Source organism: Micromonospora craterilacus, assembly GCF_003236315.1.
Classification (GTDB): Bacteria; Actinomycetota; Actinomycetes; order Mycobacteriales; family Micromonosporaceae; genus Micromonospora; species Micromonospora craterilacus.
In genome coordinates, this window is the sequence record NZ_POTY01000040.1 from 1 (window position 1) to 24606 (window position 24606).

Annotated in this window: 23 protein-coding genes, 1 other RNA gene and 2 pseudogenes; 13 read left to right on the forward strand and 13 right to left on the reverse strand. The window is 73.2% G+C overall.

What is annotated here, in order from left to right; translation table 11 throughout:
• Positions 1-618, forward strand: a pseudogene (locus tag C1I95_RS37310) (SWIM zinc finger family protein); the annotation flags it as partial.
• Positions 619-1011: 393 nt separating this feature from the next.
• Here the strand turns inward: C1I95_RS37310 and C1I95_RS09245 are convergent.
• Positions 1012-1269 (reverse strand): DUF3040 domain-containing protein, encoded by a 258-nt coding sequence (locus C1I95_RS09245; RefSeq protein WP_111213380.1) that lies wholly within the window; start codon positions 1267-1269, stop codon positions 1012-1014.
• Between the two features lie 548 nt (positions 1270-1817).
• Positions 1818-2489, reverse strand: a complete 672-nt coding sequence (locus tag C1I95_RS09250) for a bifunctional DNA primase/polymerase (RefSeq protein WP_111213381.1) — start codon at positions 2487-2489, stop codon at positions 1818-1820.
• Between the two features lie 249 nt (positions 2490-2738).
• Between C1I95_RS09250 and C1I95_RS09255 the strand changes: the two genes are divergently transcribed.
• The 5 genes and pseudogenes from C1I95_RS09255 to C1I95_RS09275 all read left to right on the forward strand — a co-directional run bounded on the left by C1I95_RS09255 (position 2739) and on the right by C1I95_RS09275 (position 7584).
• Entirely contained in the window at positions 2739-3971 is a 1233-nt protein-coding gene (locus C1I95_RS09255) for a helix-turn-helix domain-containing protein (protein WP_111213382.1), read from the forward strand.
• A gap of 13 nt (positions 3972-3984) precedes the next feature.
• A complete protein-coding gene (locus C1I95_RS09260; RefSeq protein ID WP_111213383.1) occupies positions 3985-4557 on the forward strand; it encodes a flavoprotein in 573 nt (190 codons plus the stop codon).
• Positions 4558-4773: 216 nt separating this feature from the next.
• Positions 4774-5644, forward strand: a pseudogene (locus C1I95_RS09265) (Nif3-like dinuclear metal center hexameric protein).
• On the forward strand, positions 5634-6371 hold the full coding sequence (locus C1I95_RS09270; RefSeq protein WP_111213385.1) for a zinc ribbon domain-containing protein: 738 nt from the start codon (positions 5634-5636) through the stop codon (positions 6369-6371). Before C1I95_RS09265 ends, C1I95_RS09270 begins: the two are co-directional and overlap by 11 nt.
• Positions 6372-6375: 4 nt before the next feature.
• A complete protein-coding gene (locus C1I95_RS09275; protein ID WP_111213386.1) occupies positions 6376-7584 on the forward strand; it encodes a bifunctional RNase H/acid phosphatase in 1209 nt (402 codons plus the stop codon).
• 105 nt (positions 7585-7689) lie between these two features.
• Here the strand turns inward: C1I95_RS09275 and C1I95_RS09280 are convergent, their stop codons facing one another.
• Both C1I95_RS09280 and C1I95_RS09285 read right to left on the reverse strand, forming a co-directional pair.
• Positions 7690-8451 carry a sulfite exporter TauE/SafE family protein gene (locus tag C1I95_RS09280; protein WP_111213387.1) on the reverse strand — a complete coding sequence of 254 codons (762 nt, stop codon included), beginning with the start codon at positions 8449-8451 and terminating at the stop codon, positions 7690-7692.
• Positions 8452-8517: 66 nt separating this feature from the next.
• Positions 8518-9030: a mycothiol transferase gene (locus C1I95_RS09285; protein WP_111213388.1), complete on the reverse strand. Its 513-nt coding sequence runs from the start codon at positions 9028-9030 to the stop codon at positions 8518-8520.
• 114 nt (positions 9031-9144) lie between these two features.
• On the opposite strand from C1I95_RS09285, the gene rnpB reads away from it, so the two are divergent.
• Positions 9145-9559, forward strand: an RNA gene (gene rnpB, locus C1I95_RS09290) — RNase P RNA component class A.
• Positions 9560-9726: 167 nt separating this feature from the next.
• Here rnpB and C1I95_RS09295 read toward each other — a convergent pair.
• Together C1I95_RS09295 and C1I95_RS09300 are read right to left on the reverse strand one after the other, a co-directional pair.
• On the reverse strand, positions 9727-10197 hold the full coding sequence (locus tag C1I95_RS09295) for a roadblock/LC7 domain-containing protein (protein ID WP_111213389.1): 471 nt from the start codon (positions 10195-10197) through the stop codon (positions 9727-9729).
• Positions 10194-10565 (reverse strand): roadblock/LC7 domain-containing protein, encoded by a 372-nt coding sequence (locus C1I95_RS09300; RefSeq protein WP_111213390.1) that lies wholly within the window; start codon positions 10563-10565, stop codon positions 10194-10196. The genes C1I95_RS09295 and C1I95_RS09300 overlap by 4 nt, the downstream gene beginning before the upstream one ends.
• A gap of 417 nt (positions 10566-10982) precedes the next feature.
• Between C1I95_RS09300 and C1I95_RS09305 the strand changes: the two genes are divergently transcribed.
• Entirely contained in the window at positions 10983-11849 is an 867-nt protein-coding gene (locus C1I95_RS09305; RefSeq protein WP_111213405.1) for an AraC family transcriptional regulator, read from the forward strand.
• Between the two features lie 67 nt (positions 11850-11916).
• On the opposite strand, the gene C1I95_RS09310 is transcribed toward C1I95_RS09305, so the two are convergent.
• From C1I95_RS09310 to C1I95_RS35745, 3 genes are all read right to left on the reverse strand, one after another.
• Positions 11917-12711, reverse strand: a complete 795-nt coding sequence (locus C1I95_RS09310; RefSeq protein ID WP_111213391.1) for a nucleotidyltransferase domain-containing protein — start codon at positions 12709-12711, stop codon at positions 11917-11919.
• On the reverse strand, positions 12704-13213 hold the full coding sequence (locus C1I95_RS09315) for an NUDIX hydrolase (protein ID WP_111213392.1): 510 nt from the start codon (positions 13211-13213) through the stop codon (positions 12704-12706). The genes C1I95_RS09310 and C1I95_RS09315 overlap by 8 nt, the downstream gene beginning before the upstream one ends.
• Positions 13214-13470: 257 nt before the next feature.
• The gene (locus C1I95_RS35745) at positions 13471-14865 is read right to left on the reverse strand and encodes a hypothetical protein (protein ID WP_199523661.1); all 1395 of its coding nucleotides are present in this window, start codon (positions 14863-14865) and stop codon (positions 13471-13473) included.
• 121 nt (positions 14866-14986) lie between these two features.
• Between C1I95_RS35745 and C1I95_RS09330 the strand changes: the two genes are divergently transcribed.
• The 3 genes from C1I95_RS09330 (at position 14987) to C1I95_RS09340 (ending at position 17842) form a co-directional block, all read left to right on the forward strand.
• Positions 14987-16420, forward strand: a complete 1434-nt coding sequence (locus C1I95_RS09330) for an RNB domain-containing ribonuclease (RefSeq protein ID WP_111213393.1) — start codon at positions 14987-14989, stop codon at positions 16418-16420.
• Between the two features lie 94 nt (positions 16421-16514).
• Entirely contained in the window at positions 16515-17213 is a 699-nt protein-coding gene (gene npdG, locus C1I95_RS09335) for an NADPH-dependent F420 reductase (RefSeq protein WP_111213407.1), read from the forward strand.
• An 89-nt stretch (positions 17214-17302) separates the two neighbouring features.
• Positions 17303-17842 (forward strand): dihydrofolate reductase family protein, encoded by a 540-nt coding sequence (locus C1I95_RS09340; protein ID WP_111213394.1) that lies wholly within the window; start codon positions 17303-17305, stop codon positions 17840-17842.
• An 88-nt stretch (positions 17843-17930) separates the two neighbouring features.
• Here C1I95_RS09340 and panB read toward each other — a convergent pair whose 3' ends face one another.
• Positions 17931-18776 carry a 3-methyl-2-oxobutanoate hydroxymethyltransferase gene (panB, locus tag C1I95_RS09345; RefSeq protein ID WP_111213395.1) on the reverse strand — a complete coding sequence of 282 codons (846 nt, stop codon included), beginning with the start codon at positions 18774-18776 and terminating at the stop codon, positions 17931-17933.
• A 112-nt stretch (positions 18777-18888) separates the two neighbouring features.
• The gene (locus tag C1I95_RS09350) at positions 18889-20670 is read right to left on the reverse strand and encodes an NAD+ synthase (protein ID WP_111213396.1); all 1782 of its coding nucleotides are present in this window, start codon (positions 20668-20670) and stop codon (positions 18889-18891) included.
• Positions 20671-20923: 253 nt separating this feature from the next.
• Between C1I95_RS09350 and glnA the strand changes: the two genes are divergently transcribed.
• The gene (gene glnA, locus C1I95_RS09355) at positions 20924-22273 is read left to right on the forward strand and encodes a type I glutamate--ammonia ligase (protein ID WP_111213397.1); all 1350 of its coding nucleotides are present in this window, start codon (positions 20924-20926) and stop codon (positions 22271-22273) included.
• Between the two features lie 106 nt (positions 22274-22379).
• The gene (locus C1I95_RS09360) at positions 22380-22805 is read left to right on the forward strand and encodes a DUF350 domain-containing protein (RefSeq protein WP_111213398.1); all 426 of its coding nucleotides are present in this window, start codon (positions 22380-22382) and stop codon (positions 22803-22805) included.
• A gap of 138 nt (positions 22806-22943) precedes the next feature.
• Here the strand turns inward: C1I95_RS09360 and C1I95_RS09365 are convergent, their stop codons facing one another.
• Together C1I95_RS09365 and C1I95_RS09370 are read right to left on the reverse strand one after the other, a co-directional pair.
• A complete protein-coding gene (locus tag C1I95_RS09365) occupies positions 22944-23453 on the reverse strand; it encodes a hypothetical protein (protein ID WP_111213399.1) in 510 nt (169 codons plus the stop codon).
• A gap of 134 nt (positions 23454-23587) precedes the next feature.
• Positions 23588-24463 (reverse strand): S66 peptidase family protein, encoded by an 876-nt coding sequence (locus tag C1I95_RS09370; RefSeq protein WP_111213408.1) that lies wholly within the window; start codon positions 24461-24463, stop codon positions 23588-23590.
• Between the last annotated feature and the right edge of the window lie 143 nt (positions 24464-24606).

A 24606-nucleotide genomic window follows, 5' to 3' on the forward strand; every position in this document is an offset into this window, starting at 1 on the left:
GGAACCGCCGGGACCACCAGGACACGCCGATCGCACCGCGGCCGGTTCGCCGAGTACGGTCCACCCCGCCGGGTCGACGGTGGGCTACGGGCCCGCAGCGCCCGCGGTGCGATCGGCGTGTCCTGGTGGTCCCGGCGGTTCCTGGAGGTGCTGGAGTCGTTCGCGCTCGGCACCCGGTTGACCCGAGGCCGGTCGTACGCCCGCGCCGGCCAGGTGCTCAGCCTCGACGTCGCCCCCGGTGTGGTGAGCGCGGTCGTGCAGGGCTCGCGGGCCCGGCCGTACCAGGTCCACATCGCACTGCCGCCGTTCCCGGCGGCCCTCTGGACGCGGATCGAGGCGGAGCTGGCCGCCCAGGCGTTCTTCAGCGCCCGGCTGCTCGCCGGCGACCTGCCGGCCGAGCTGGAGGAGCTGTTCGCCGCCGCCGGGGCACCGCTGTTCCCCGCCGCGGTGACCGAGCTGGAGCAGCGCTGCTCGTGCCCGGACGTCGCGGTGCCCTGCAAACATCTCGCGGCAAGTTTCTACCTGCTCGCCGAGGCGTTCGACGCGGACCCGTTCGCGCTGCTGCACTGGCGCGGGCGGGGCCGGGCCGAACTGCTCGACCGGCTACGCGAGCTGCGTTCCACCGGCTCGTCGGCGCCGCCACACGGCGTCGGCTCCGGCTCGCCGACCGGGCACCCGCCCGGTGCCGCCGACGGCGAAGCGTCCGGCGCCCAGCCGGCCGGTCAGCCCGGTGCGACCGTCCCGGCGGCCGGAGCCGCGCGGGCGCTCGCCGACCTGCCCACCGCGCCGCTGGCCGATGCGGTGGACCGGTTCTGGCTACCGCCCGTGCCACTGCCGGACCGTCCGCCCAGCCTGACCAGCCGGCCGGATCTGCTGTTGCGCCAGCTCGGCGCGCCCGCACCGGCGATCGGCGGGCCGGGCCTGGCCGAGCGGTTGCGCCACGCCTACCGGCTGCTCGGGCGCTAGCCCCTGAGTCGAAGCCCCTGGCGGTGGGTCCCGGCGTGCCGGGCGTCACAGCCAGCGGTGGCGGAACCGCCACATGAGCGCCGAGTTGGCCAGCAGCAGTACGGCGCAGATCGCCCCGGCCGGCCGCCCGATGAGTACGGTGGCCGCCGGCAGCGACGCCCACAGCAGGATGGTCAACAACAGCAGCCACCGGCCGCGCCGGACCCGGGCCCGCTGGTCGAGCCGGGCGAAAAATGCCGGGTCGCTCTCCCTCAGGTGGCGGGTGATCTGGTCAAATCTGCGCTGATCCTCTTTGCTGAGCATGTGCCTTCCCCTCACGCGTTCAGCAACGGTGCGGCGGAATACCCACTGCGGCGCGGACTCACGCGCTCATGCTGTTGCTACTTTGGCCAGCCGGGCGCGGAACCGGGTCCGGCGGGCGCTGGCGGCGGCTGAGCGGGGCTTATGTTTGGCCGTGTGGACGAACGGGCCAGCCGGGCGGGAATGTCCCGTCCGGGCAGCCGGTTTCCGAACATCCTGCTCGCGAGGTACGTACCCGAACTGACCGGTAGCCCGGTCCGTTCGCCTGCGGGTGGCTCAGGTCCAGCGGGTCGGCCGGTGGGTGGTCGCCGGGCGGGAGCCGGGCGGCCGGGGGCGTCCGGGCCGGGAGCCCGGCGGTCGGGTGGCGGCCCACCGGCGGCCAGGGCGGTGCTGCCGAGGCGGCTCGGCTCCGCCCGGGTGGTGCGTGGTGTCGTCCGTGGACATCGGATCCCCGCTCCCGGCGCGGGTGCGCCGTCGTGGTGCTCAACGAGCGCCCGCCGTCGGGCGTCGCTGCCAGGTCGGTGCCGACCTCGCCGCCGCCCACCGGCGGGTCAGCGACCCCGGCGGGGCAGCGGGAGGTGACCGGGGACCAGCGCCGAAGTCAGCGTGATCCCGGCCGCGCGCAGCGCGTCGACCAGCGTGTTCTGCAGCAGGTAGGAGTCCGGTAGCTGCCACCGGGCCTGTTCCGGTGCCACCGCCCAGCGGACCTGCCCCTCGGGCAGCCGGGTGGGCGGTGCCGGCACCCACGAGCCGGGCCCGTGCCGCACCACGTGGAAACAGTGCTCCAGTTCGGGTCGCAGCGGGTCGCCCGGGCGGACCAGGAACATCCAGCGACCGGTCGGGGTGATCAGCACCGGGCCGCGTACGCCGGGGCCGGCGGGGTGCGTCCGTACCGCGTCCAGCACCGGCCGGCCCAGGTGGGCGGGGACCTCCAGCACGTCGAAGGAACGGCCGGTGGGCAGCAGTACGCCGTGCGGACGGGACCGCCACCAGGTGGCCACCCGGGCCGGGTCGGCGCTGGCCGCCTGCTCCCAGTCCTCGAGAGCCGGATGGCAGCCGACCGTCGGACAGCCGGCCCGCCCGCAGACGAAACGGCTGCGGGCCAGGCAGGCACCGGGGGTCACCTCCCAGCCGCGCATCGCGTACCGCACCGCGACCCGGCGCAGTCGTACCCGCTCCAATGGCGACAGATGTGCCACGCGTGGTCCGACATTCCCCCACATTGGTGCCATCTCCCCTCGCCGGGCCCGGATCGGCGCCAGCTCGTATGTCGAGCACCGTCACTGCCGTGGCCCGCGCTCGTTGCTTTGACAAAGTGGCCGATGCAACTTGCACGAAAGCTAAGAGGACTGGCCGTACGGCTGACGTACAACTTGTGCGACCAGCGGAAACCTGAGATACGGACGGATCGGCACGCCCGCGGATCGGCCCCCGGCACCTGGGCCAGGGCTCCAGCAAGGGGAGGACTGGGGATGGACGAACTACCCATAGGTCGACGGGTGGCCTACTGGCGGGGGCGGCGGAAGATGTCGCAGCAGGTCTTCGCCGACCGGTTGGGCAAATCGAAGAGCTGGGTCGACAAAATCGAGCGCGGTGTGCGCCGGCTGGACAAGTTCTCCGTGCTCTACGAGATCGCCGACATCCTCCAGGTGGACGTGCAGCTGCTGCTCGGCAAGGATCCGGAGCGGCGTACCGACACGCTGAACTGCATCGACCAGGTCGAGGTCGAGGAGATCCGGGCCGCCCTGGAACGGTACGACTCGATCAGCGCGTACTTCGACGCGGCGCCGTACCCGCCGCCGCTGAACGACATCGGCAAGGCCGTCACCCACGCCTGGCTGACCTACCAGTACGGCCGCTACGGGATGCTGACCCGGGCGCTGCCGAAGCTGCTGCGCGACGCCCAGGCGGCCGACGCCGCGTACGGCGGCGGTGACCAGGGGCAGCGGGCCGCCCAACTGCTCGGGCAGGTCTACCAGATCGCCTCCTCGGTGCTGCGCAAGTTGGGTGAGTGCGACCTCGCCTGGCTCGCCGCCGACCGGTCCATCGCGGTCGCCCAGCGCGCCGGCGACCAGCTGCTCGCCGGCATCGCCACCACCCGGGTCTGCAACGCGCTGGTCGCGATGGGGCGGGCCCGGCCCGCGTTGGAGCTGAACGTCGCCATCGCCAACCGGCTCGCCCCCGGCGGCGGCAACGACACCCGCCCGGAACGGGTCTCGGTCTACGGGATGCTGCTGTTGCAGGGCGCGATGGCCGCCTCCCGGATCGGCGACACCGCCACGGTGGAGGACCTGCTCGACGGCGCCCAGGCAGCGGCGGCCGAGCTCGGCAGCGACCAGAACCACTACTGGACGTCGTTCGGGCCGACGAACGTGGAACTGCACCGCGCGGCGGCGGCCGTCGAGCTGGGCGACGGCGGTCGGGCGGTCGAGGTGCACCGCCAGAAGATCCAGGACGCGCCGTTCGACGCGATGCTGCCCGAGCGCCGGGCACACCACCTGCTCGACCTCTCCCGGGGCTTCGCGCAGATCGGCGACGTGGCCAACGCCGGCGAGATGCTGCTGCGCGGTGACCGGCTGGCCCCGTCCGAGATCCGCTGCCGGCCGATCGCCCACGAGGTGATGTCGGACGTCCTGCGTCGCACACGGGGTGCGCCGCCTTCTCTGATCGCAGAGTTGGCTGAGCACATGGGAGTAGGAGTATGACTTCGGAGCCGGCATGACCGGTTCGCACCGCCATGACGGGCACCGCGAGGTGCTCTACATCATCGCCTGCGGCTCACCGCTGGCCCGAGACGTCGGCCGGCTCGTCGAGCTGGCCCAGCAGGACGGGTGGGACGTCTGCGTGATCACCACGCCGGACGGCGCGAAGTTCGTCGACCGGACGGCGTTGGCCCGCCAGACCGGCCACCCGGTACGTACGCACTACAAGAACCCCGGCGACCCGGACGTGCTGCCGCCCGCCGACGCCATGATTGTCTGCCCGGCCACGGTCAACACGGTCAACAAATGGGTGGCCGGCATCGCGGACACGCTCGCCCTCGGGCTGCTGGTCGAGGCGCAGGGCCGGGGATTACCACTGGTGGCCGTGCCGTACACCAACTCGGCGATGGCGGCCCACCCGGCCTTCCGGGCGGGCATCGACCGGCTCGCCGAGTGGGGGGTGAGCGTGCTCTTCGGCGACGACATATTTCCGCTGCACCCACCCGGGACGGGGGAGCGGTATCAGCATGCCTTCCCCTGGGCCCTGCCGCTGACCGCCGTCCGCGACCGGCTCTGCCGGACCGGGTGAAAGGAGGGGCCCCTTGCCAACGCCTCCCCTGGTAGAAGGGGCCCCTGTCGACACCTCAGCTCCGGTTGCCGGAACCCTTCGACCCGGGCCGTGGCGGCTGCCGCGGCCCGGGCTTCGTGCCGGGGGCGCCCAGGTGCTGCCCCGGGGTCGGCCAGGTGACGTCCCGCAGTGCCGCCGACGCCGGTAAGCTGGCCCGCCGTGAGCACAACCGCAGCCATGCCGACCGTCGCCGACGTGGTGGCCGAGCTGGAGCGGCGCTATCCGCCGGCCTGGGCCGAGGAGTGGGACCGGGTCGGGCTGGTGCTCGGCGAGCCCTTCGCCCCGGTACGCCGGGTCCTCTGCGTCGTCGACGTGGTCCCCGAGACGGTCGACGAAGCTCTCGCCGCCGGCGCCGACATGATCATTGCCCACCACCCGTTGCTGCTGCGTGGCGTCTCCTCGGTGGCACCGACGACGTACAAGGGCCGGATCATCCACCAGCTGATCAAGGCCGACGTGGCGTTGTACGTCGCGCACACCAACGCCGACGTGGCCGTTCCCGGGGTTTCCGACGCCCTCGCCGACCGGCTCGGACTGGTCGATCTGCGTCCGCTGCAACCGTCCCGACCGGGTACGCCCGCCGCCGGCGAGGGCCGGGGCGCCGGCCGGATCGGCCGACTGCCGGAGCCGATGACCCTGGCCGAGCTGGCCCGGCACGCCGCCGGCGTGCTGCCGGCCACCGCCGTCGGGGTACGCGCCGCCGGCGACCCGAACCGGACCGTGCGTACGCTGGCCGTCTGCGGTGGCGCCGGGGACAGTTTCCTGGCCGACGCGACCGCCGCCGGGGTGGACGCGTACCTCACCGCCGACCTGCGCCACCACCCGGCCGGCGAGCATCTCGCCACCGACGGGCCGGCGCTGCTCGACGCGACCCACTGGGCCACCGAGCGGCCCTGGCTGGACGACCTGGCCGCGGTACTGCGGGCCGCGCCGGGCGTCGAGACGCTGGTGTCCGACCTGGACACCGACCCGTGGACCGTACACGCCGCCTCAGCCGCCGCGGGTGAACCCGCAGCGGACGACAAGGAGTCCCGACCGTGAAGGCTGACCCCCAGGTCCAGCGCCGCCTGCTCGACCTCCAGGCGATCGACACCGCCCTCGCCCAGCTCGCCCACCGGCGGCGGTCGCTGCCCGAGCGCGCCGAACTGGAGGCCCTCGCCCGGGAGCTGTCCGCCCTGGAGGACGAGCGGGTCCGTGCCCAGGTGGCGGTCGACGACCTGGACCGGGACATCGCCCGGATGGAGAAGGACGTCGACCAGGTGCGGGCGCGCAAGGTCAAGGACGAGAACCGGCTCGCCGCCGGCACCGGCCCGGCCCGCGAACTGGAGGCGCTCCAGCACGAGCTGGTCTCGCTCAACCGGAGGCAGAGCGACCTGGAGGACGCCGAGCTGGAGCTGATGGAGCAGCGGGAGACCGCCCAGTCGGTGCTGGACGGCGTGGAGCAGCGGCTGGCCGAGGCGCGCGAGCGGCGGGCCGGCACCGAGCAGCGGCGGGACGACAGCCTCGCCGAGATCGGCCGGGAGGAGGAGTTCAAGCGCTCCGCCCGGCAGCCCCTCGCCAACGACCTGCCCGCCGACCTGGTGCAGCTCTACGACCGGATCCGCACCGACACCGGGCTCGGTGCCGCGCTGCTCGCCGCCGGCCGCTGCGGCGGGTGCCGGCTGGAACTCTCCGGCGCCGACCTGGCCCGCATCCGCAAGGCCGACGCCGACGAGGTGGTCCGCTGCGAGGACTGCCGCCGGATCATGGTCCGCACCAACGAGTCCGGGCTGTAACCCGGTGGCGCCGCGTACCGTCCTGGTCGAGGCCGACGGTGGGTCCCGGGGCAACCCCGGCCCGGCCGGGTACGGCGCGGTGCTCCGCGACCCGGCGACCGGTGCGGTGCTGGCCGAACGCAGCGAGGCGATCGGCACCGCGACCAACAACGTCGCCGAGTACCAGGGGCTGATCGCCGGCCTGGCCGCCGCCGCCGAGCTGGGCGCCAGCGAGGTCGAGGTCCGGATGGACTCAAAGCTCGTGGTCGAGCAGATGAGCGGCCGTTGGCAGATCAAGCACCCCGGTCTGCGCCCGCTCGCCGCCCAGGCGGCGCAACTGGTCGGCCGGTTCGCCGCGGTCCGGTTCAACTGGATCCCCCGGGACCGCAACACCCACGCCGACGCCCTGGCCAACGCCGCCATGGACGCCGCCGCCGCGTCGGGCGTCGCCACGCCCACCGTCGCGCCGCCGCGCGTGGTCGAGCCACCGCGCCGGCTGGGTGGCCCGGAGCCGGCCGGCGGAGGCGCGGCGGAGGTCGCCGCCCGGGCCGAGACGCCGGGTGCCGACCTGACCACCGCCCCGGTCTCCTGGGAGCCCCGACCGAGCTTCACCGCGACCCGGCTGATCCTGGTCCGGCACGGCGAGACCGAGTACACCGAGCAGGGCCGCTACTCCGGCCGCGGCGACATCGCGCTCACCGGGGCGGGCCGGGCCCAGGTGCGGGCCACCGCCGCCCGGGTCGCCGCGCTCGCCCCGAACGCCACCGCCGTGATCAGCTCGCCGCTGTCCAGGTGTACGGCGACCGCCGAGGCGATCGCCGCCGCGCTCGGCGACGTCCCGGTACGCCGCGACGACGACCTGATCGAGTGCGACTTCGGTGCCTGGGAGGGGCGTACCTTCGCCGAGGTACGCGAGCGCTGGGCCGGCGAGCTCGACGCCTGGCTCGCCGCCACCCGGGTCGCCCCGCCGGACGGCGAGTCGTTCGCGCAGGTCGCCGACCGGTGCGGACGGGCGGTCGAGCGGCTGCTCGGGGCGTACCCCGGTCAGACCGTCGTGGTGGTCTCGCACGTCTCGCCGATCAAGCTGATCCTGCGCGACGCGCTCGCTGCCAGCGACGCCTTCCTGCACCGGCTCTACCTCGATGCGGCCGGCATCTCGGTGCTGGACCGCTGGCCCGACGGCGGCGTCGCGGTCCGCTCGATCAACGACACCGCCCACCTCGCCCAGGTGTAAGGAAGGGCACCTTATTAACGCCTGGCGTTGTATAGGGGCCCCTTTCTAACACGCTCGTGAGCCGAAGCGGGCGGGCGAGCCCGGAGCGTGATGGCGGCGCCGCGGTCAGCGGAACGCACGCCAGAGCAGGTAGAGGCCGATGGTGGTGCCGAAGAGCACGATGACGGCTTTCAGGATCACCGGCGGCAGCCGGCGGACCAGCCGGGCACCGGCGTACCCGCCGACCAGCGTGGCCGGCGCGATCAGCGCGACCGCCGCCCAGTTCACCGGGCCGGCGATCGCGAAGACGACCACCGTGGTCAGGCCGATCACGGCGGAGAGCAGATTCTTGACCGCGCTCACCCGGGCCAGCGTCGCGTCCAGCACCAGGGCCAGGCCGGCAACCAGCATCACCCCGACGGCGGCGCCGAAGTAGCCGCCGTACACCGCGGCCAGCGCCACCATGGCCTGGAGCGTGACGGCCCGGCGGCGCGGTGGCAGGTCGCGCGGGTGGCCGACCAGCCGGCGCAGCGGATCCTGGAACGCCAGGACCGCGGTTGCCCCGAGCACCAGAAAGGGTACGACCACCTCGAACGCCCGAGCTGGGGTGACCAGCAGCAGCGCGGCCCCGGCCAACGCGCCCACGATGGTGGTGGGCACCAGCGTGATCAGCAGCCGGCCCCGGGGCAGATCCACCCGGCTGCCCGCCACGGCGGCGCCGTACCCGGGGAAGATCGCCACCGAGTTGCTGACGTTCGCCGGCACCGGCGGTAGCCCGACGGCGAGCAGCGCCGGGAACGTGATCAGCGAACCACCCCCGGCCACCGCGTTGACCGTGCCTGCGGCCAGCCCAGCGGCGAGCAGCAACACGGCGTCGGCAAGATCCATGACCCGGAAGGCTAGTACCCCCGACCCGCGCCGCCGTCGGCCCGGGAGGGTGCCCCAAGCCTCGGCCTACTCCCCGACCACGCCGCCGGCCAGCTCCGCCACGATGTCGAGCTGCCCGAGATGGCGGGCATACTCCTGGACCAGGTGGAACAGCACCCGCTCAAGCGGCGCCGGGTCCGCGCCGTTCCATCGCGGCCCAGGCGCTCCACGCGTCGCCAGGTCGCTGCTCTCGACCACCGTGCGGGTGTGCGCGCCCTGCGCACGCAACGCGGCTGTCAGCGCCGCACAGCTCTCCTCCGGCGCGACATACCACCGCTCCCCGCGCCGATCACCCCAGGGGTCTCCGACGTCGCGCCCCTGGAAACCCCACTCGATCCAGCGCAGTTCGACGTAGCGGAGGTGCTTGAGCAACTCCAGCGGGGTCCAGCCGGAAGGCAACCGGCTGCGCCGCTGCTCGTCCTCGGCCAACGTGGAGACCTTCGCCAGCACGCTTTCCCGGAAGTAGTCGAGGTAGCGCAGGAACACCTCGGCCCGCCCGGCGGCCGGGACCGTGGACTCAGGAAACGGTGGCAGCGTCACCCGGCCATTATTCCGCTCGTCCCGACGCCGGCCGGTCCGACCATCCGTGTCACAGCCGGGCCGGGCACGGCAATAGCGGCTGACCCGGTGTCGTTAGGATGTGTGAGCGACGGACGAGTCGACCGGGCGGTCGCGTCGGCGGGCTGCGGCCCGCCGCCGAGGAACGTCCGGACTCCACAGGGCAGGGTGGTTGCTAACGGCAACCCGGGGTGACCCGCGGGACAGTGCCACAGAAAACAGACCGCCGGCCCCATCGGGGACGGTAAGGGTGAAACGGTGGGGTAAGAGCCCACCAGCACCCCGGGTGACCGGGGTGGCTCGGTAAACCCCACCCGGAGCAAGGCCAAGAAAGGGCCGTCACCGCAAGATGACGACCCGCGCAGACGCTTGAGGGCGGCCCGCCCGATGTCTGCGGGTAGGCCGCACGAGCCTGCCGGCGACGGTAGGCCGAGATGGATGGCCGCCGCCGGCGCAAACCCCTCGGGGTACGCGTCGCGCACAAAATCCGGCGTACAGGTCGACTCGTCCGTCGCCTATGACATCGGACGGCTGGCGCTGGCTGTGGCAGGTGCGCGGCGGGCTCACCGCCATCGCGTAGCGAGGAACACGCGGGCCGCCGCGTGGCGTACGTGATGGCGGTGAGCCCGGGTTTGTGGCGCCGGTGACGTGCGCGACTGCCGCCTGGTCAGGGCGGCGTCAGGCCTGGGCGAGGAGTTTGGCGAGGCGTTCGGCTACCGGTGGGGCGTACATGTGCAGTCGGGCCACGTTGATGGCGTCGTGGCCGACCACGGAGAGCAGGGCCTGCGGGCCGACCGCGTACACGGCGAAGTAGCCGGACTGGTTGCGGACGGTGGACTGGCGGAACTCGCCGTGGCCGAGGCGGAGGCTGACCTGCCGGCCGAGGCCGAAGGTCGCCGCCGCCATCGCGGCCAGGTCGTCGGGGTCCATCCCGGCCGGTGCGTCGTGGGTGATGCGCAGGCCGTCGACCCCGCCGAGGACGCTTCCGTGCACCCCGGGGATCTGTAGGCGTAGCTCGGCCAACTCGCTGCCGATCGCCGGGTACGGCAGCGACGGGTTGCCGGCCAGCGACGGCGGGAGCTTGGGCGGCGGTGGGAGGTCCGGCCGCTGTGCGGTACGGCGGGGCAGGAAGGTGTCGCCGGTGCTCACAGTTCCAGCTGCTCCTCGATGGTGCGCAGCTGGTGTCGGGCGAGTGCCAGGTTGGACCGGGTCTTGCTGAGCATCAGGTAGAGGAACAACCCCTTGCCGTTGGATCCGGTGAGCGGCCGGATGATGTGGTACTGGCCGCCGAGGGTGATCAGCATGTCCTCGATGTCATCGTTCAGCTTCAGCATCTCGATGGTGCGCATCTTGGCGCGTACCACGTCGGTGTTGCCGGCCGCGGCGATGGTCAGGTCGATCTCCGGGGTGCCGCCGGCTACGCCGAGGGTCATTCCGCTGGTGTAGTCGACGAGCGCGACGCCGATCGCGCCGTCGATGGTCATGGCGTCCTTCAGAGCGGCGTCAAGGTTGGCCACGTTGCCTCCAGGGTCGACTGACGTATCTGCCCATGCCAGCGCATGGGTCTTCGCAGGGGACCCCCGTCCGCCCCGGTGAAGAAATCTCGGACGAGAGTTGCACACGCAACGTCCCATCCGCACCCTGTGCAGGCAGAACGGGCTGAGCGGGCCACGCAGGGTGACCTCCGGGCCGGGGAGATCGTCGCTGCGGCGGATGTGTCTGTGCCGGTTCGGTCTGGTACCTGCCTCCCCTGCGACCTGGGCTTCCTGCCCACTTGAGGACGACTTCCGCCGCCCGGGCAGCCGCCGTTGCACTCGACGTTCGGCTCGCGTCAACCGAGTGCGGCTGCCGGTGCGACCGCGCCGGGCACAGTTTGTCGGGTCGGCGGGGTCGGCGAAGCCATAGCTTGGGTGCCGCAAGGGAAGGAGATCCGGATGCTGGAGCGGCTCAATCAGGCCATGGACCACATCGAGCGGCACCTCGACGAGCCGGTCGACGCGGCCGAGCTGGCGCGGATCGCGCTCACGTCGGAGTACCACTTCCGGCGGCTGTTCTCCGCGTTGGCCGGCATCCCGCTGTCCGAGTACGTGCGTCGCCGCCGGCTCACCGTCGCGGGCGCGGAGGTGGTCGCGGGGGAGCGGACGCTGCTCGACGTCGCGGTCCGCTGGGGGTACGGCTCGGCCGAGGCGTTCGCCCGGGCGTTCAAGGCCGTGCACGGGGTCGGTCCCGGCGAGGCCCGGCGTACCGGGGCCGCGTTGCGTGCCCAGCCCCGGATGTCCTTCCGACTCACCGTGGAAGGGAGCAGCAGCATGCGATACCGCATCGTGCAGAAGGAGTCGTTCCGGCTTGCCGGCCGCAAGGCCCGGGTGCCGCTGGTGCACGAGGGCATGAACCCCGCGATCGTGGCCTTCGTCAAGGGCATCGAGCCGGCGACCCGGGACCGGATCGAGGCGTTGTCCGACCAGGAACCGCCGGGGATCGTCAACGTCAGCGACGGCCTGACCGGCAACCGTGAGGAGGGCACCGAGCTGGACTACTGGTACGGCGTGGTGACCGGCGCCGAGGTGCCCGGCGACCTGGACGTGTTGCCGGTGCCGGCGGGGACCTGGGCGGTCTTCGAGACCTCGGGGGCGTTCCCCGAGGCGGTGCAGTACCTGTGGCGGGACGTGTTCACTCAGTGGTTCCCGTCCAACCCGTACCGTTCCCGCCCGGGGCCGGAGATCTCGCGTACCCGGGTGTCGGCGGACGGCAGTCACGCGGACGCCGAGCTGTGGATCCCGGTGGAACCGGTCCCGGCCTGACGAACCGGCGCCGTCGGGCAGCCCGCTCGGCACCAGTCAGGGCGGTGGGTAGGTCAGGCGCGAGCGGTCAGGCCGATGTGCCGGAGAGGCCGGCGAGTACCCGCCGCTGGAAGGCGCGGGCCTGCGGGCCGCTGGGCGACATGCCACCGTCCCGGGCGGCGATGGACTGCTCGACCAGGTCGGTGGTGGCGGCGTCGACCAGCGGTCCGGCCTCGGCCAGCAGCCGCCGGCCGGCGGCCACCTTGGGCAGCCACACCCCGTGGCGCAGCCGGACCCAGGAGCGGCAGGCACCGAGCACGGCGTCCTCCGCGCCGGGCGCGGGCACGTCGCCGGGCGGGACCGGCCGGTCCAGCCACCAGCGCAGCGCGTCCAGCACCAGCCGGCGCAGGTCGTCCGGGGCCAGGTCGGCAAAGGCGTGCGCGGCGGGTGGGCCGAGCAGGGTCTGCCCGCTCTGGTACAGGATGCTGCGGTCCAGGCCGTACCAGAACAGGCCGTCCGCGGGTGGCCGCCCGGCCGGGCCGTACGTGGCCCGGAAGTCCATTCGCGCGCCGGTGTTCAGCTCGACCTCGAAGCCCGGTTCGGGGGTGCCGGAGCGGGCCACCTCCCGGCGGTACACGACCAGCTCCAGACCCCGGGCCGGGCAGGGCAGCGCCTCGTGTCGCAGCCGCGCCACCAACTCGCGAGCGACTGCCAGGTCCAGCGGGCCGGCGCAGACCAGCGCCACGTCCACGTCGCTGCGTCCGGGTTGGTACGCCGCCAACCCCACCGACCCCGCCGCGTACGCCCCGCACATCTCGTCGCCGAGCACGTCGCCCGCGACCGCGACCAGTTCGGTCAGGTACCGCCGTAGCGGCTCAACCATGCTCGAGCTCGCCGGGCTCGCCCCACAGCGTCCCGGCCGGCAGGAAGAACGCCGACGGCTCCGCGCCGAGGGCGTGCCGGATGACCAGCCGGGCATGCTCGTCCAGGTCGGGCAGCCGGCCCGGCGGGAACCACCGGACGTCCAACGACTCGTCGTCGTTGACCCGCATTTCACCGCCCAGCAACCGGCAGTGGAAGCCGAGGTTGAGGTATTCGCAGCGGTCCCCGTTGGGGTACGTGTGCGGGTGCGACAGCGCACTGCTCAGCCGCAGCGGCTCGACCTCCAGCCCGGTCTCCTCCAACACCTCCCGTACGACCGCGCTGGCCGGCTGCTCGCCCGGCTCGACGCAGCCGCTCACCACCGACCACCGACCGTCGTCGGCGCGCTGGCCGAGCAGCAGCTCGCCCGCGTCGTTGCGTACGACCGCGCTTACGCTGGGCAGCCAGAGCAGGTCATGGCCGACGTGTTTGCGCATTCGCAGGATGTATTCCGGTACGCCCACCCGGCGACCTTAGCCCGTCGGGTTCGCCGGCTCGCGTCGCCCGCCGCCAGGTTCGGGGCCGAGGTCGACGACATGGTCGGCGCCGCTGCGGCCGTTCGGCTGCTGGTTTTGCCGTTTCTGCACGCCAGGTGGCCTGCACGTCTACTGTGGAAAAGCCTGGCGACTTGCGGTGTTCCGGTGGCGGGCGGTCGTCTCCCGGTGCACAGTGATGCCATGAGCGACAGCGGACGTGGGCACTACTACTGGTGTACGCGACATCACCGGGTCGAGACCGATGCCGACGTATGCCCTGCCCGGCATGTTCTCGGACCGTACGCCTCAGCCTCCGACGCGGAGAACGCCCTGCAGCAGGTGCGGGAGCGCAACGAAGCGTGGGAGGCCGAGGACGCCCGCTGGGCCGGGGAGGACAGCAGGTAGACGATGCGGGACGCCTCCCGCGTCGAGGCACAGCGTGCGCCGCGAGGGCGGTGGCACGTCCCCAAGGAGGGAACCGAGATGGCCGAAGCACAACAGGCCACCCGCCCGGCCGCGAAGCGTACGCCCGCGAGGAGAACCGCGGCGACGGAACGCACTGCGGGCCTCACCCGCACCCCGTCCACCCGCCGCGCGAACGGCACCGCGCCGGCGGCCCGAACTGCCTCCGGCGGTGCCGGGCGGGCCCCGGCGTCGAAGAGCAGTGCCGCCAAGGCTCCGGCGACGAAGGCGACCTCGCCCGCGCGGAAGACCGCCCCGGCCAAGCGGGCCACGACGACGGCGGCGACCCGGCCCGCGACCGGTGCCCGTCGGACGACGGCGAAGACGACCGCAGCGAAGACGGCGACGGCGAAGACGACCGCAGCGAAGACGGCGACGGCGAAGACGACCGCAGCGAAGACGGCGACGGCGAAGACGACGGCGGCGAAGAAGGCCCCCGCGAAGGCGACGGCGGCGAAGGTGACGGCGGCGAAGAGGGCTCCGGCGAAGACGGCGACAGCGAAGGCGACGGCGGCGAAGAAGGCTCCGGCGAAGACGGCGGCGGCGAAGAGGGCTCCGGCGAAGGCCGGCGCTACGGCGGCGAAGGCTGGGCCGGGCGCGCGCAAGGCGCCCGCGAAGAAGACCACGGCGGCGGCTCGGACGACCACGGCGCGCAAGACCACCTCGGTGACGACCGGGGCCCGGAAGACCGCGGCGAAGCAGGCACCCGCGAAGAAGGCGGCGGCCAAGAAGGCCCCCGCGGGCAAGGTGGCCGCGGCGCGGAAGACCGCCCCGGCCAAGCGGGCCACGACGGCGGCGGCGACCCGGCCCGCGACGGGCGCCCGTCGGACGACGGCGACGACGCCCGCGCGTAAGGCCACGACCAGGGCGGGTATCACGGCAAAGACGGCCGCGCCGAAGAAGACCGCGGCGAAGAAAACGACCGCGCCGAAGAAGACGGCTGCGGCGAAGACGGCGCCGAAGACGACCGCGGCGAAGAAGACGACCGCGGCGAAGAAGACGACCGCGGCGAGAAAGACGACCGCGCCCAAGAAGACGACTGCGACGGCGGCGGCGAAGAAGGCCCCCGCGCGAAAGGCCACCACCAGGGCGAGCACCACGGCGAAGAAGACCACCGCCGCCAAGGCTCCCGCGCGGACGGCGACCGCGCGCACGGCGACCGCACGTAAGGCGACCACGCGTACGGCGTCGACGGGGCGGGCCGGCACCGCGCGGAAGGCGGCCGGCTGACCCGGCGTACGCCCGACGACCGTCGGTCGGTGGAGGGCGGCGGGTGCGGCGCGCTGTCAGGATTGACGGATGGTCATCCGACGCGTCCTCGCGCCCCGCATCGACTTCGGTGCGTTGCGCCGCGAGTTGGGCCTGCCCGAGGTCTTTCCGGAGGCGGCGCTGCGGGAGGCCGAGCAGGCCGCCGCCGCGCCGCCCCGGCCGGCCGCCGATCGTAGGGACATCCCGCTGGTTACGGTCGACCCGCCCGGCTCGCGGGACCTGGACCAGGCGATGCACCTCACCCGCCGAGCCGGTGGCGGCTTCCGGGTGCGGTACGCGATAGCCGACGTCGCCGCGCACGTACGCCCGGGTGGTGCACTGGAGGAGGAGACCTGGCGGCGCGGGCAGACCGTCTACCTGCCCGACGGCAACGTGCCGCTGCACCCGCACATCCTCGGCGAGGGGGCGGCGAGCCTGCTGCCCGACGTCGACCGGGCGGCCGTGCTGTGGACCATCGACCTGGACGCCGACGGCGGCACCGTCGCCGTGATGGTGGAACGTGCACTGGTCCGCAGCCGGGCCAAGCTGGACTACGCCGGGGTGCAGGCCGACGCCGACGCGGGTCGGTTGCCGGAGCCGATCGCGCTGCTGCCCCAGATCGGTGCCCTGCTCACCGCCCGAGGACTCCACCGAGGCGCGATCAACCTGCCGATTCCCGAGCAGGACGTGGAGGCCGACGGCGACGGCTGGCGGCTCGTGCTGCGGGCGCCGGTGCCGATGGAGGAACACAACGCGCAGATCTCCCTGCTCACCGGGATGGCCGCCGCGGATCTGATGCTGGCCGGCGGGGTCGGCCTGTTGCGGACCATGCCACCGCCCAAACCCGAGGCGGTGCAGCGGCTGCGCGCGGCGGCGGCCCCGCTGGGAGTGCACTGGCCGGACGGCGTGGGCGTCGGTGAGCTGCTGGTCGGGCTGGACCCGGCCCAGCCCCGGGCCGCGGCCTTCGTCGACCAGGCGGCCGAGCTGATGCGGTCGGCCGCGTACACCGCCTTCGACGGCGAGTTGCCCGGGCAGCCGGCGCACGGCGGGGTAGCGGCCGCGTACGCCCATGTCACGGCGCCGTTGCGGCGACTGGCCGACCGGTACGCCACGGAGGTCTGCCTCGCCCTGCACGACGGCCGGGAGGTGCCCGACTGGGCCCGCGCGGCGCTGCCCCGGCTGCCCGCGGTGATGGCGTCGACGGATCGCACCGCGTCGGCGGCCAGCCGGGGCGCCATCGACCTGGCCGAGGCGGTACTGCTGGAGCACCGGGTCGGCGAGACGTTCGACGCCGCCGTGCTGGACGTGGACGCGCCGTCGAACGGCAAGGCCCGCCCCGGTCGCCCACCCGGTGGCACCGTCGCCCTGGACGACCCGCCGGTACGCGCCCGCTGTGTCGGCGAGCTGCCGCTGGGTACGCGGGTGCGGGTCCGCCTGGTCGCCGCCGACCCGGTCGCCCGCTCGGTCGGCTTCGAACTCGCCTGAGCCCGTCGCGGCACCCCTCGGCGGAGTCCGCAGCGGGGTTTGTCACATTGCCAGTCGCTGCTGCCGGGCCGGTGGATTTGCGAGGATGACGACCATGGCATACGACGCGAGCACGCTGCCCGATGTGTCCGGGCTCACCGTCGGCATCATCGGCGGCACCGGTGACCAGGGCCGAGGGCTCGCCTACCGGTTCGCCCGGGCCGGTCAGGCCGTGCTGATCGGCTCCCGTTCCGCCGAGCGGGCCGCGCAGTCGGCCGCGGAAATCGCCGCGCTGCCCGGCGTGCCGACCGGCGGCAGCGTCACCGGTGCCGCCAACGACGAGGTGGCCCGCCGTAGCGACGTAGTGATCATCGCGGTGCCCTGGGACGGACACGCCGCCACGGTCGCCGCCCTCGCCGAACCACTCGCCGGCAAGATCGTGGTCGATTGCGTCAACCCGCTCGGCTTCGACAAGCAGGGCCCGTACCCGCTGCCCGTGCCCGAGGGCAGCGCCGTCCAGCAGGCCGCCGCGCTGCTGCCCGACTCCCGCGTCTGCGCGGCGTTCAACCACGTCAGCGCCCCGCTGCTGGCCGACCCGGAGATCGACCGGATCGAGCTCGACGTGCTGATCTGCACCGAGGAGCGGGAGTTGGTCGGCATCGTCGGCGCGCTCGCCGCCCGCATCTCCGGCATGCGGGGCGTCTACGCCGGCCGGCTGCGCAACGCCCACCAGATCGAGGCGTTCACCGCCAACCTGATCGCCATCAACAAGCGCTACAAGGCACACGCCGGCGTCCGCGTCACCGACCTCTGAGCCGCTGTCGGGACACCTCCGGAAGGGTCGGAAGAAGTCGTGGTGGGAGTCGCCGATGAGCTTCTCCGCCAGATACCGTCTGAACAACCATGACCAAGGTTCTGTACTCCGCAACCATGTCACTCGACGGGTTCATCGCCGGTCCCGGCGGTGACATGTCCTGGCTGACCGAGCATCTCGGCGGTGCCAACCCGGTGGCCGACGATCTCGTGGGGAAGATCGGCGCGCTGTTCGTCGGTGCCCGCACCTTTCACGGCGACGACCCGAACCGCGACACCGACAAGGCAGGTGCCTTCGGCGGCGCCTGGACCGGCCCGCAGTTCGTGCTCACCCACCAACCGCCCGCCACCCCCGTGCCCGGCGTCGTCTTCGTCGACGACCTGACCGGCGGGCTGGCCGCGGCCAAGGAAGCCGCCGGCGACCGGTACGTCAACGTCCTCGGCGCGGACGTCGCGGCCCAGTGCCTGGCGGCGGGCCTGCTCGACGAGATCCTCGTGTTCATCGCGCCGGTGCTGCTGGGGGACGGCGTGCGACTGTTCCATCGCCCCGGCGGCGCCCACGTTCCGCTGGATCAGGTCAGCACCGCGTCGGCACCGGTACCCACCGTGTGGCTGAAGGTCCGGCGCTGACCGAGACCGGGAGAATCCCGAGCCGAGATGCGGTCGCAACCGGCCGCACCTCGGCCCCGGCGTCGGGCGGTCGAGTCGCCCGGCGTACTCAGAAGGTGTGTTCGGCGGTGGGGAAGCGGCTGTCGCGGACCTCGTCGGCGAAGCGGCGGGTCGCCTCGCCCAGCACGTCGGCCAGATCGGCGTAGCGCTTCACGAAGCGCGGCGCCCGGCCGGTACGCAGACCGGCCATGTCCTGCCAGACGAGTACCTGGGCGTCGGTCTCCGGGCCGGCGCCGATGCCCACCGTCGGAATCGGCAGTTCGGCCGTGATCCGCTTGGCGACCTCGCCGGGGACCATCTCCAGCACCACCGCGAAGGCGCCCGCCTCGGCCACCGCCCGGGCGTCGGCGACCACCTCCTCGGCGGCGTCACCGCGGCCCTGCACCCGGTAGCCGCCGAGCGTGTGCTCGCTCTGCGGGGTGAACCCGATGTGCGCCATCACCGGGATGCCGGCGCCGACGATGGCGGCGATCTGGTCGGCGCAGCGCCGACCGCCCTCCAGCTTCACCGCGTGGCAGCCGCCCTCCTTCATGAACCGGACGGCGGTGCGCAGCGCCTGGGTCGGCCCCTCCTCGTACGAGCCGAACGGCAGGTCGCCGACGACGAGCGCCTGCCGGGTGGCCCGGACGACCGCCCGGACCAGCGGCAGCAGTTCCTCGGCGGTCACCGGCAGGGTCGTCTCGTAGCCGAAGACGTTGTTCGCCGCCGAGTCGCCGACCAGCAGCACCGGGATGCCGGCGGCGTCGAAGATCGAGGCCGTGTACTGGTCGTACGAGGTGAGCATCGGCCACTTCTCGCCACGCTCCTTGGCGGCGATCAGGTCGCGGGTACGGACCCGCCGGGTCGCCGGACCGCCGTAGAGGGCGGTCACCTCGGCCGGGGTGGATTCCACCATGACTGTCTCCCTTCCTCGAGGCCGCGTATGCGGTCCCCGGGTTCCCCGCGATCGTCGCACCGGCGGCCCTGGTCGCGGCAGAGCGCAGTGGAGGATGTCACTCGGGTACGGGTCAGCCGTGCTCCCGCCACCGGTTGGTGATCGGCAACCGCCGGTCCCGCCCGAACGCCTTCATCGAGATCTTCGTGCCGGGCGCGGACTGCCGGCGCTTGTACTCGGCGGTATCCACCATCCGCAGCACCTTGTCCACCATCGCCGGGGTGTGACCGGAGGCCACCAGGCCCTCGCGGCCCAGGTCGCCGTCGATGTAGCCGATCAGGATCGGGTCGAGTACGTCGTAGTCGGGCAGCGTGTCGCTGTCCAGCTGCCCCGGGCTCAGCTCGGCGCTCGGTGGCTTGCCGATCGAGTTCTCCGGGATCGGCGGCGTCCCGCCCAGCCGGGCCGCCTCCGCGTTGCGCCACTTGGCCAGCCGCCAGACCAGCGTCTTCCAGACGTCCTTGATCGGGTTGAAACCACCGACCGAGTCGCCGTAGAGGGTCGAGTAGCCGACCGCCAGCTCGCTCTTGTTGCCGGTGGTGAGCACCAGGTGGCCCTCCTGGTTCGACAGCGCCATCAGGATCACGCCGCGTACCCGGGCCTGGAGGTTCTCCACCGCTATTCCGGACAGCGACATGTTCGCCAGGAAGGTGTCCACCATCGGCTGGATCGGCTCGATCCGGTAGTCCAGCCCGGTGCGCTTGGCCAGGTCGGCCGCGTCCTCCCGGCTGTGCTCGGAGGAGTGCTGGCTGGGCAGGGAGACCCCGACCACCCGGTCGGCGCCGAGCGCGTCCACCGCGATGGCCGCGACGACCGCCGAGTCGATGCCGCCGGACAGCCCGAGCACCACCGAGGGGAAGCGGTTCTTGTCGACGTAGTCGCGCAGCCCGAGCACCAACGCCTGCCACACCTCGGCCTCGTCGGCGACCGGCTCGATGACCCCGCCGGCAGCCGCCGGGCCGGTCGGCGCCGGCGGGATGCTGTCGACGGTGCGGCGCACCACCCGCAACCCGTCGGCGAGTTCCACGCCGTCCGTCTCGCCCGCCGCCGGGTGTGCGCCGCGCTCGGTCGCCTCGGGCAGCGCCACGTCGTGCACGAGCAGGTGCTCGACGAACTGCGGCGCCCGGGTCAGCAGCGTCCCGTCCGCCGCGACGATCATCGAATCGCCCTCGAAGACCAGCTCGTCCTGGCCGCCGATCATGTTGACGTACGCGATGGTGGCCCCGGCCTCGGCGGCCCGGCGACGGACCAGTGGCAGCCGGATGTCGTCCTTGTTCAGCTCGTACGGCGAGCCGTTGATGTTGACCACCAGCCCGACCCCGACCTGCCGGGCGGCGGCGAACGGGCCGCCGGCCTGCCACAGGTCCTCGCAGATGGTGAGCGCCACGTCCACCCCGCCGAGGCGGACCACGGTGAGCATGCCGCCGGGCACGAAGTAGCGGTCCTCGTCGAAGACGCCGTAGTTGGGCAGGTGGTGCTTGAAGTAGCGGGCCACCACCTCGCCCCGGTGCAGCAGCGCGGCCGCGTTGCGGGCCCCCCGACCCGGCTCGGCGTCCCCGCTGACCTGCGGCGGGCCGTCGGCGTCGAGGTAGCCGACGACGACCGGCAGCTCGCCCAGCCCGTCCGCGGCCAGGTCGGCGGCGAGCCGGTCGAGCGCCGCCTTCGACGCGGCGACGAAGGACCGCCGGAAGACCAGGTCCTCCACCGGGTAGCCGGTCAACATCATCTCCGGGAACAGGACCAGCTGGGCACCGGCGTCGGCGGCCCGGCGGGTCCAGGCGCGGACGTGCTCGGCGTTGCCGCTGATGTCGCCGACGCTGGGGTTGACCTGGCACAGGGCGAGACGCAGGGTGGGCATGCCCTCATCTTGCCGCAGCGGGATGCGGCCGACACGCGGGGCGCGGGCAGACCCCGCCGCCGGGTGCCGGCAGCGCCCGGTGCGGCTGGACGCCGGTTCGCCGGCAGGTCGGCGGCCGCCGGTCGGGACTGGCCGGGACGCGGCGGCGGCAGTTCGCGTAACGTCTGCGTAATCGGGCCGGTGGAGACTGATCGGTCAGACCGGGCAGGGCCCGGTCGAAGGCGGACAGAGCGTGTCGCGGAAGGTTGGGGCAGTGGACCGTCAGCAGGAGTTCGTCCTCCGTACGCTGGAAGAGCGGGATATCCGCTTCGTCCGGCTCTGGTTCACCGACGTGCTCGGCACGCTCAAGAGCGTGTCCGTCGCCCCCGCCGAGCTGGAGGCCGCCTTCGAGGAGGGCATCGGGTTCGACGGCTCGGCCATCGAGGGCTTCGCCCGGGTCTTCGAGTCGGACATGGTCGCCATGCCCGACCCGACCACCTTCCAGGTCTTCCCGTTCGAGGGCGGGGTCAGCGGCGAGAGCGCCCGGATGTTCTGCGACATCCTGCTCCCCGACGGCGGACCGTCCTGGGCCGACCCCCGGCACGTGCTGCGCCGGGCGCTGTCCAAGGCGGCGGAGAAGGGCTTCACCTTCTACACCCACCCCGAGATCGAGTTCTTCCTGCTGGAGAACGGGCCGATGGACGGCTCGGTGCCCGTGCCGGTGGACACCGGCGGCTACTTCGAGCACACCACCCACGCGGTGGCGAGGGACTTCCGCCGCCAGGGGGTGCTGGCGCTGGAGCGGATCGGCATTTCGGTCGAGTTCAGCCACCACGAGGTCGCCCCCGGTCAGCAGGAGATCGACCTGCGCTACGCGGACGCGCTGACCACCGCCGACAACATCATGACCTTCCGGCACGTGGTCAAGGAGGTGGCGCTCTCCACCGGGGTGCAGGCCACCTTCATGCCCAAGCCGTTCACCGACCAGCCCGGCAGTGGGATGCACACCCACCTGTCGCTGTTCGAGGGGGAGCGCAACGCGTTCCACGACGCCAGCGACCCGATGAAGCTGTCCAAGGTGGCCCGGGCGTTCATCGCCGGGCTGCTGACCCACGCCCGCGAGTACACCGCGGTCACCAACCAGTGGGTCAACTCGTACAAGCGGCTGTTCCCGCAGGCGCTGCCGGACCGGGTCACCGAGAGTCCGGCGTACGTCTGCTGGGGTCACCTGAACCGTTCCGCGCTGGTCCGCGTCCCGGCGTACGGCAAGCCGAACTCCGCCCGGGTGGAGGTCCGCTCGCCCGACTCGGCCGCCAACCCGTACCTGGCCTTCGCGGTGCTGCTCGGCGCCGGGATGAAGGGCATCGAGGAGGGGTACGAGCTGCCGCCGGGCGCCGAGGACGACGTGTGGTCGCTGACCAGCGCCGAGCGGCGGGCGATGGGGTACGAGCCGCTGCCGGAGAACCTCGCCGAGGCGATCGACGTGATGGCCGGCTCGGAGCTGGTCGCCGAGGTGCTCGGCGAGCACGTCTTCGACTTCTTCCTGCGTAACAAGCGCGCCGAGTGGGAGCAGTACCGCCGCGAGGTCACCCCGTACGAGCGCCAGCGCTACCTGTCGCTGTAGCCGCCAGGCCCCGCGAAGGGCCCGGCGCCGGGCGTTGCGTCCGGCCGCTATCGTCTCGATCACCGTGCCGGCGCCCGCCGGCCGGGGACGGTCGGGGAGGCAGTCGGTGCTGGAGGATCTGCTCAGCGGAGCCTGGCAGAGCGTGGTGTTCGGGGTCGTCGGGGTCGGCCTGATGGCCGCCGGCTTCGTGCTGGTCGACCTGCTCACCCCGGGCAAGCTGCGGGAACTGATCTGGATCCACCGCAACGCCAACGCCGGTCTGCTGCTCGCCGCCAACCAGCTGGGTATCGCCGGGATCGTGTTCACCGCGATCCTGACCAGCTACAGCGACTTCGCCAAGGGGCTGGCCTCGACGGTGATCTTCGGGCTGGTCGGGCTGGCCATCATGGCGCTGGCCTTCTTCGTGCTGGACCTGCTCACCCCGGGCCGGCTCGGCGAGGTCATCTGCTCCGACGAGCCGCACCCGGTGGCCCGGGTCAGCGCCGCCACCCACTTCGGCGCCGCGCTGATCGTCTGTGCCTGCATCGCCTGAACCCCGGCACCGCGGGTCCGTCCACATAGTCTGGTCCGGCTACCCGGCAGTGCGGGTTGCCCGCGCCGGGCCGACCGGACGGGGGCGCGGCGAAGCCCGGGGCCGACGCCTGACGACGCCGGCCCGCGGGCACCGGCGTTACTTGCCGGCAGCGTCGTGACCGCCACGGCCACCCGGGCCGCCCCAGCCACCCGGGCCGCCGAACACGCCGGCCTCCACGGCCGCGGTGATCGCGTCGGCCTGCTCCTGGGTGAGCTTGCCGTCCTTGACCGCCTGGGTGAGCCGCTCGGCCAGCACCTCCTTGCGGTCCTCGGCGGAGCCCTTCGGTCCGCGGTCCCCGCCGCGGCCCGCACGGTGTTCGCCGTCCGGCCGCCCCTGCGACTTGTGCTGCTCGCGGAGCTTCTCCAGCGCTGCGGTCACCTTCTCGGTGGGCACGCCGAGCTCCTGGGCCAGCTGCTCGGCGAACGCCTGTCGCTGCTCCGTACGCTCCGGCCGCTGGCCGTCCTGCTGGTCCTCGGCGCTCGCGCTGGCGCTCGGGGTGCTCTTGTCGTCCGCGAGGGCCACGGTGGGAGCGGCGATCCCCACGCCGAGTACGCCCGCGGCGGCCAGCCCGGCCAGCAGGTGCTTCTTCGAGATCGTGCGGGACATCGGTCCTCCAACTCGTCGGTGATGCGTTGACGTCACCGACAGTGACGATCGAGGCTGGGGGTGGCCCGTGGCGAACCTGTCAACGGGCTGGCAATCCGGCCCGGCGAACCGGACGAACCGGCGGCTTCGGCGCTTCAGCGGACGGCGGCGGCGACGGTCAGCGTGCCGGCGTCGGCGTCGAGGGTGGCCAGCGTGCCGACCGGGACGCTGAGCTGACCGGGGCCGTGGCCGATCGGCAGGCCGCCCAGCACCGGCACGCCCAGGTCGCCGAGGCGTTCGGTGAGGACGTCGGCGACGCCGACCTCCCAGCCGTCCGCGCAGTCGGTGAACTGGCCCACCGCCACCCCGGCCAGCCCGTCCAGCACGCCGGCCCGGCGCAACTGGGTCAGCATCCGGTCGACCTTGTACGGCGGCTCCTGCACGTCCTCCAGCAGCAGCACCGCCCCGGTCAGGTCGGGCATGTCCGGGGTGCCCAGCGAGGCCGCCACCAGGCAGAGGTTGCCGCCGAGCAGCCGGCCGACGGTCCGCCCCGGCACCCGTACGCCGAAGGTCTCCTCACCCTCGACGGCGCGTACGGCGACCGGCTCGGTGGTGGTCAGCGCCGCGTGCAGGGACTCCGCCGAGGCCAGTGGGGTGCGCTCGTCCCGCCAGGCCGCCCCCGGCCCGTGCACCCCGGCCAGCCGGGCGCCCCGCCACAGCGCCAGTTGCAGGGCGGTGATGTCGGAGAAGCCGGCCACCACCTTCGGGTCGCGGCGTACCGCGGCCAGGTCGATCGCGTCCACCACCCGCTGCGCGCCGTAGCCGCCGCGGGTGCAGATCACCCCGCGTACCCGCGGGTCGGCGAAGGCGGTGTTCAGGTCGGCCGCGCGGAGCGCGTCGGCACCGGCCAGGTAGCCCTGCCGGGCGTACACGTTCGGCGCGAGCACCGGCCGCAGGCCCCAGCCGGTGAGCAGCTCGATCCCACGGGCCACCCGCTCCGGGCGGGTCGGCCCCGACGGCGAGACCAGCATCACGGTGTCGCCGGGGCGCAGCGCCGGCGGCCGTACGACGTCGTCGGGCGCGGTGTGATCGGACACAGCGGCAGAGCCTAGTGCGGTGTCCGACGCGCCGGTCGTCGTCCTGGCCCGGTGCGGCAGAACGTGTCTGGACACCA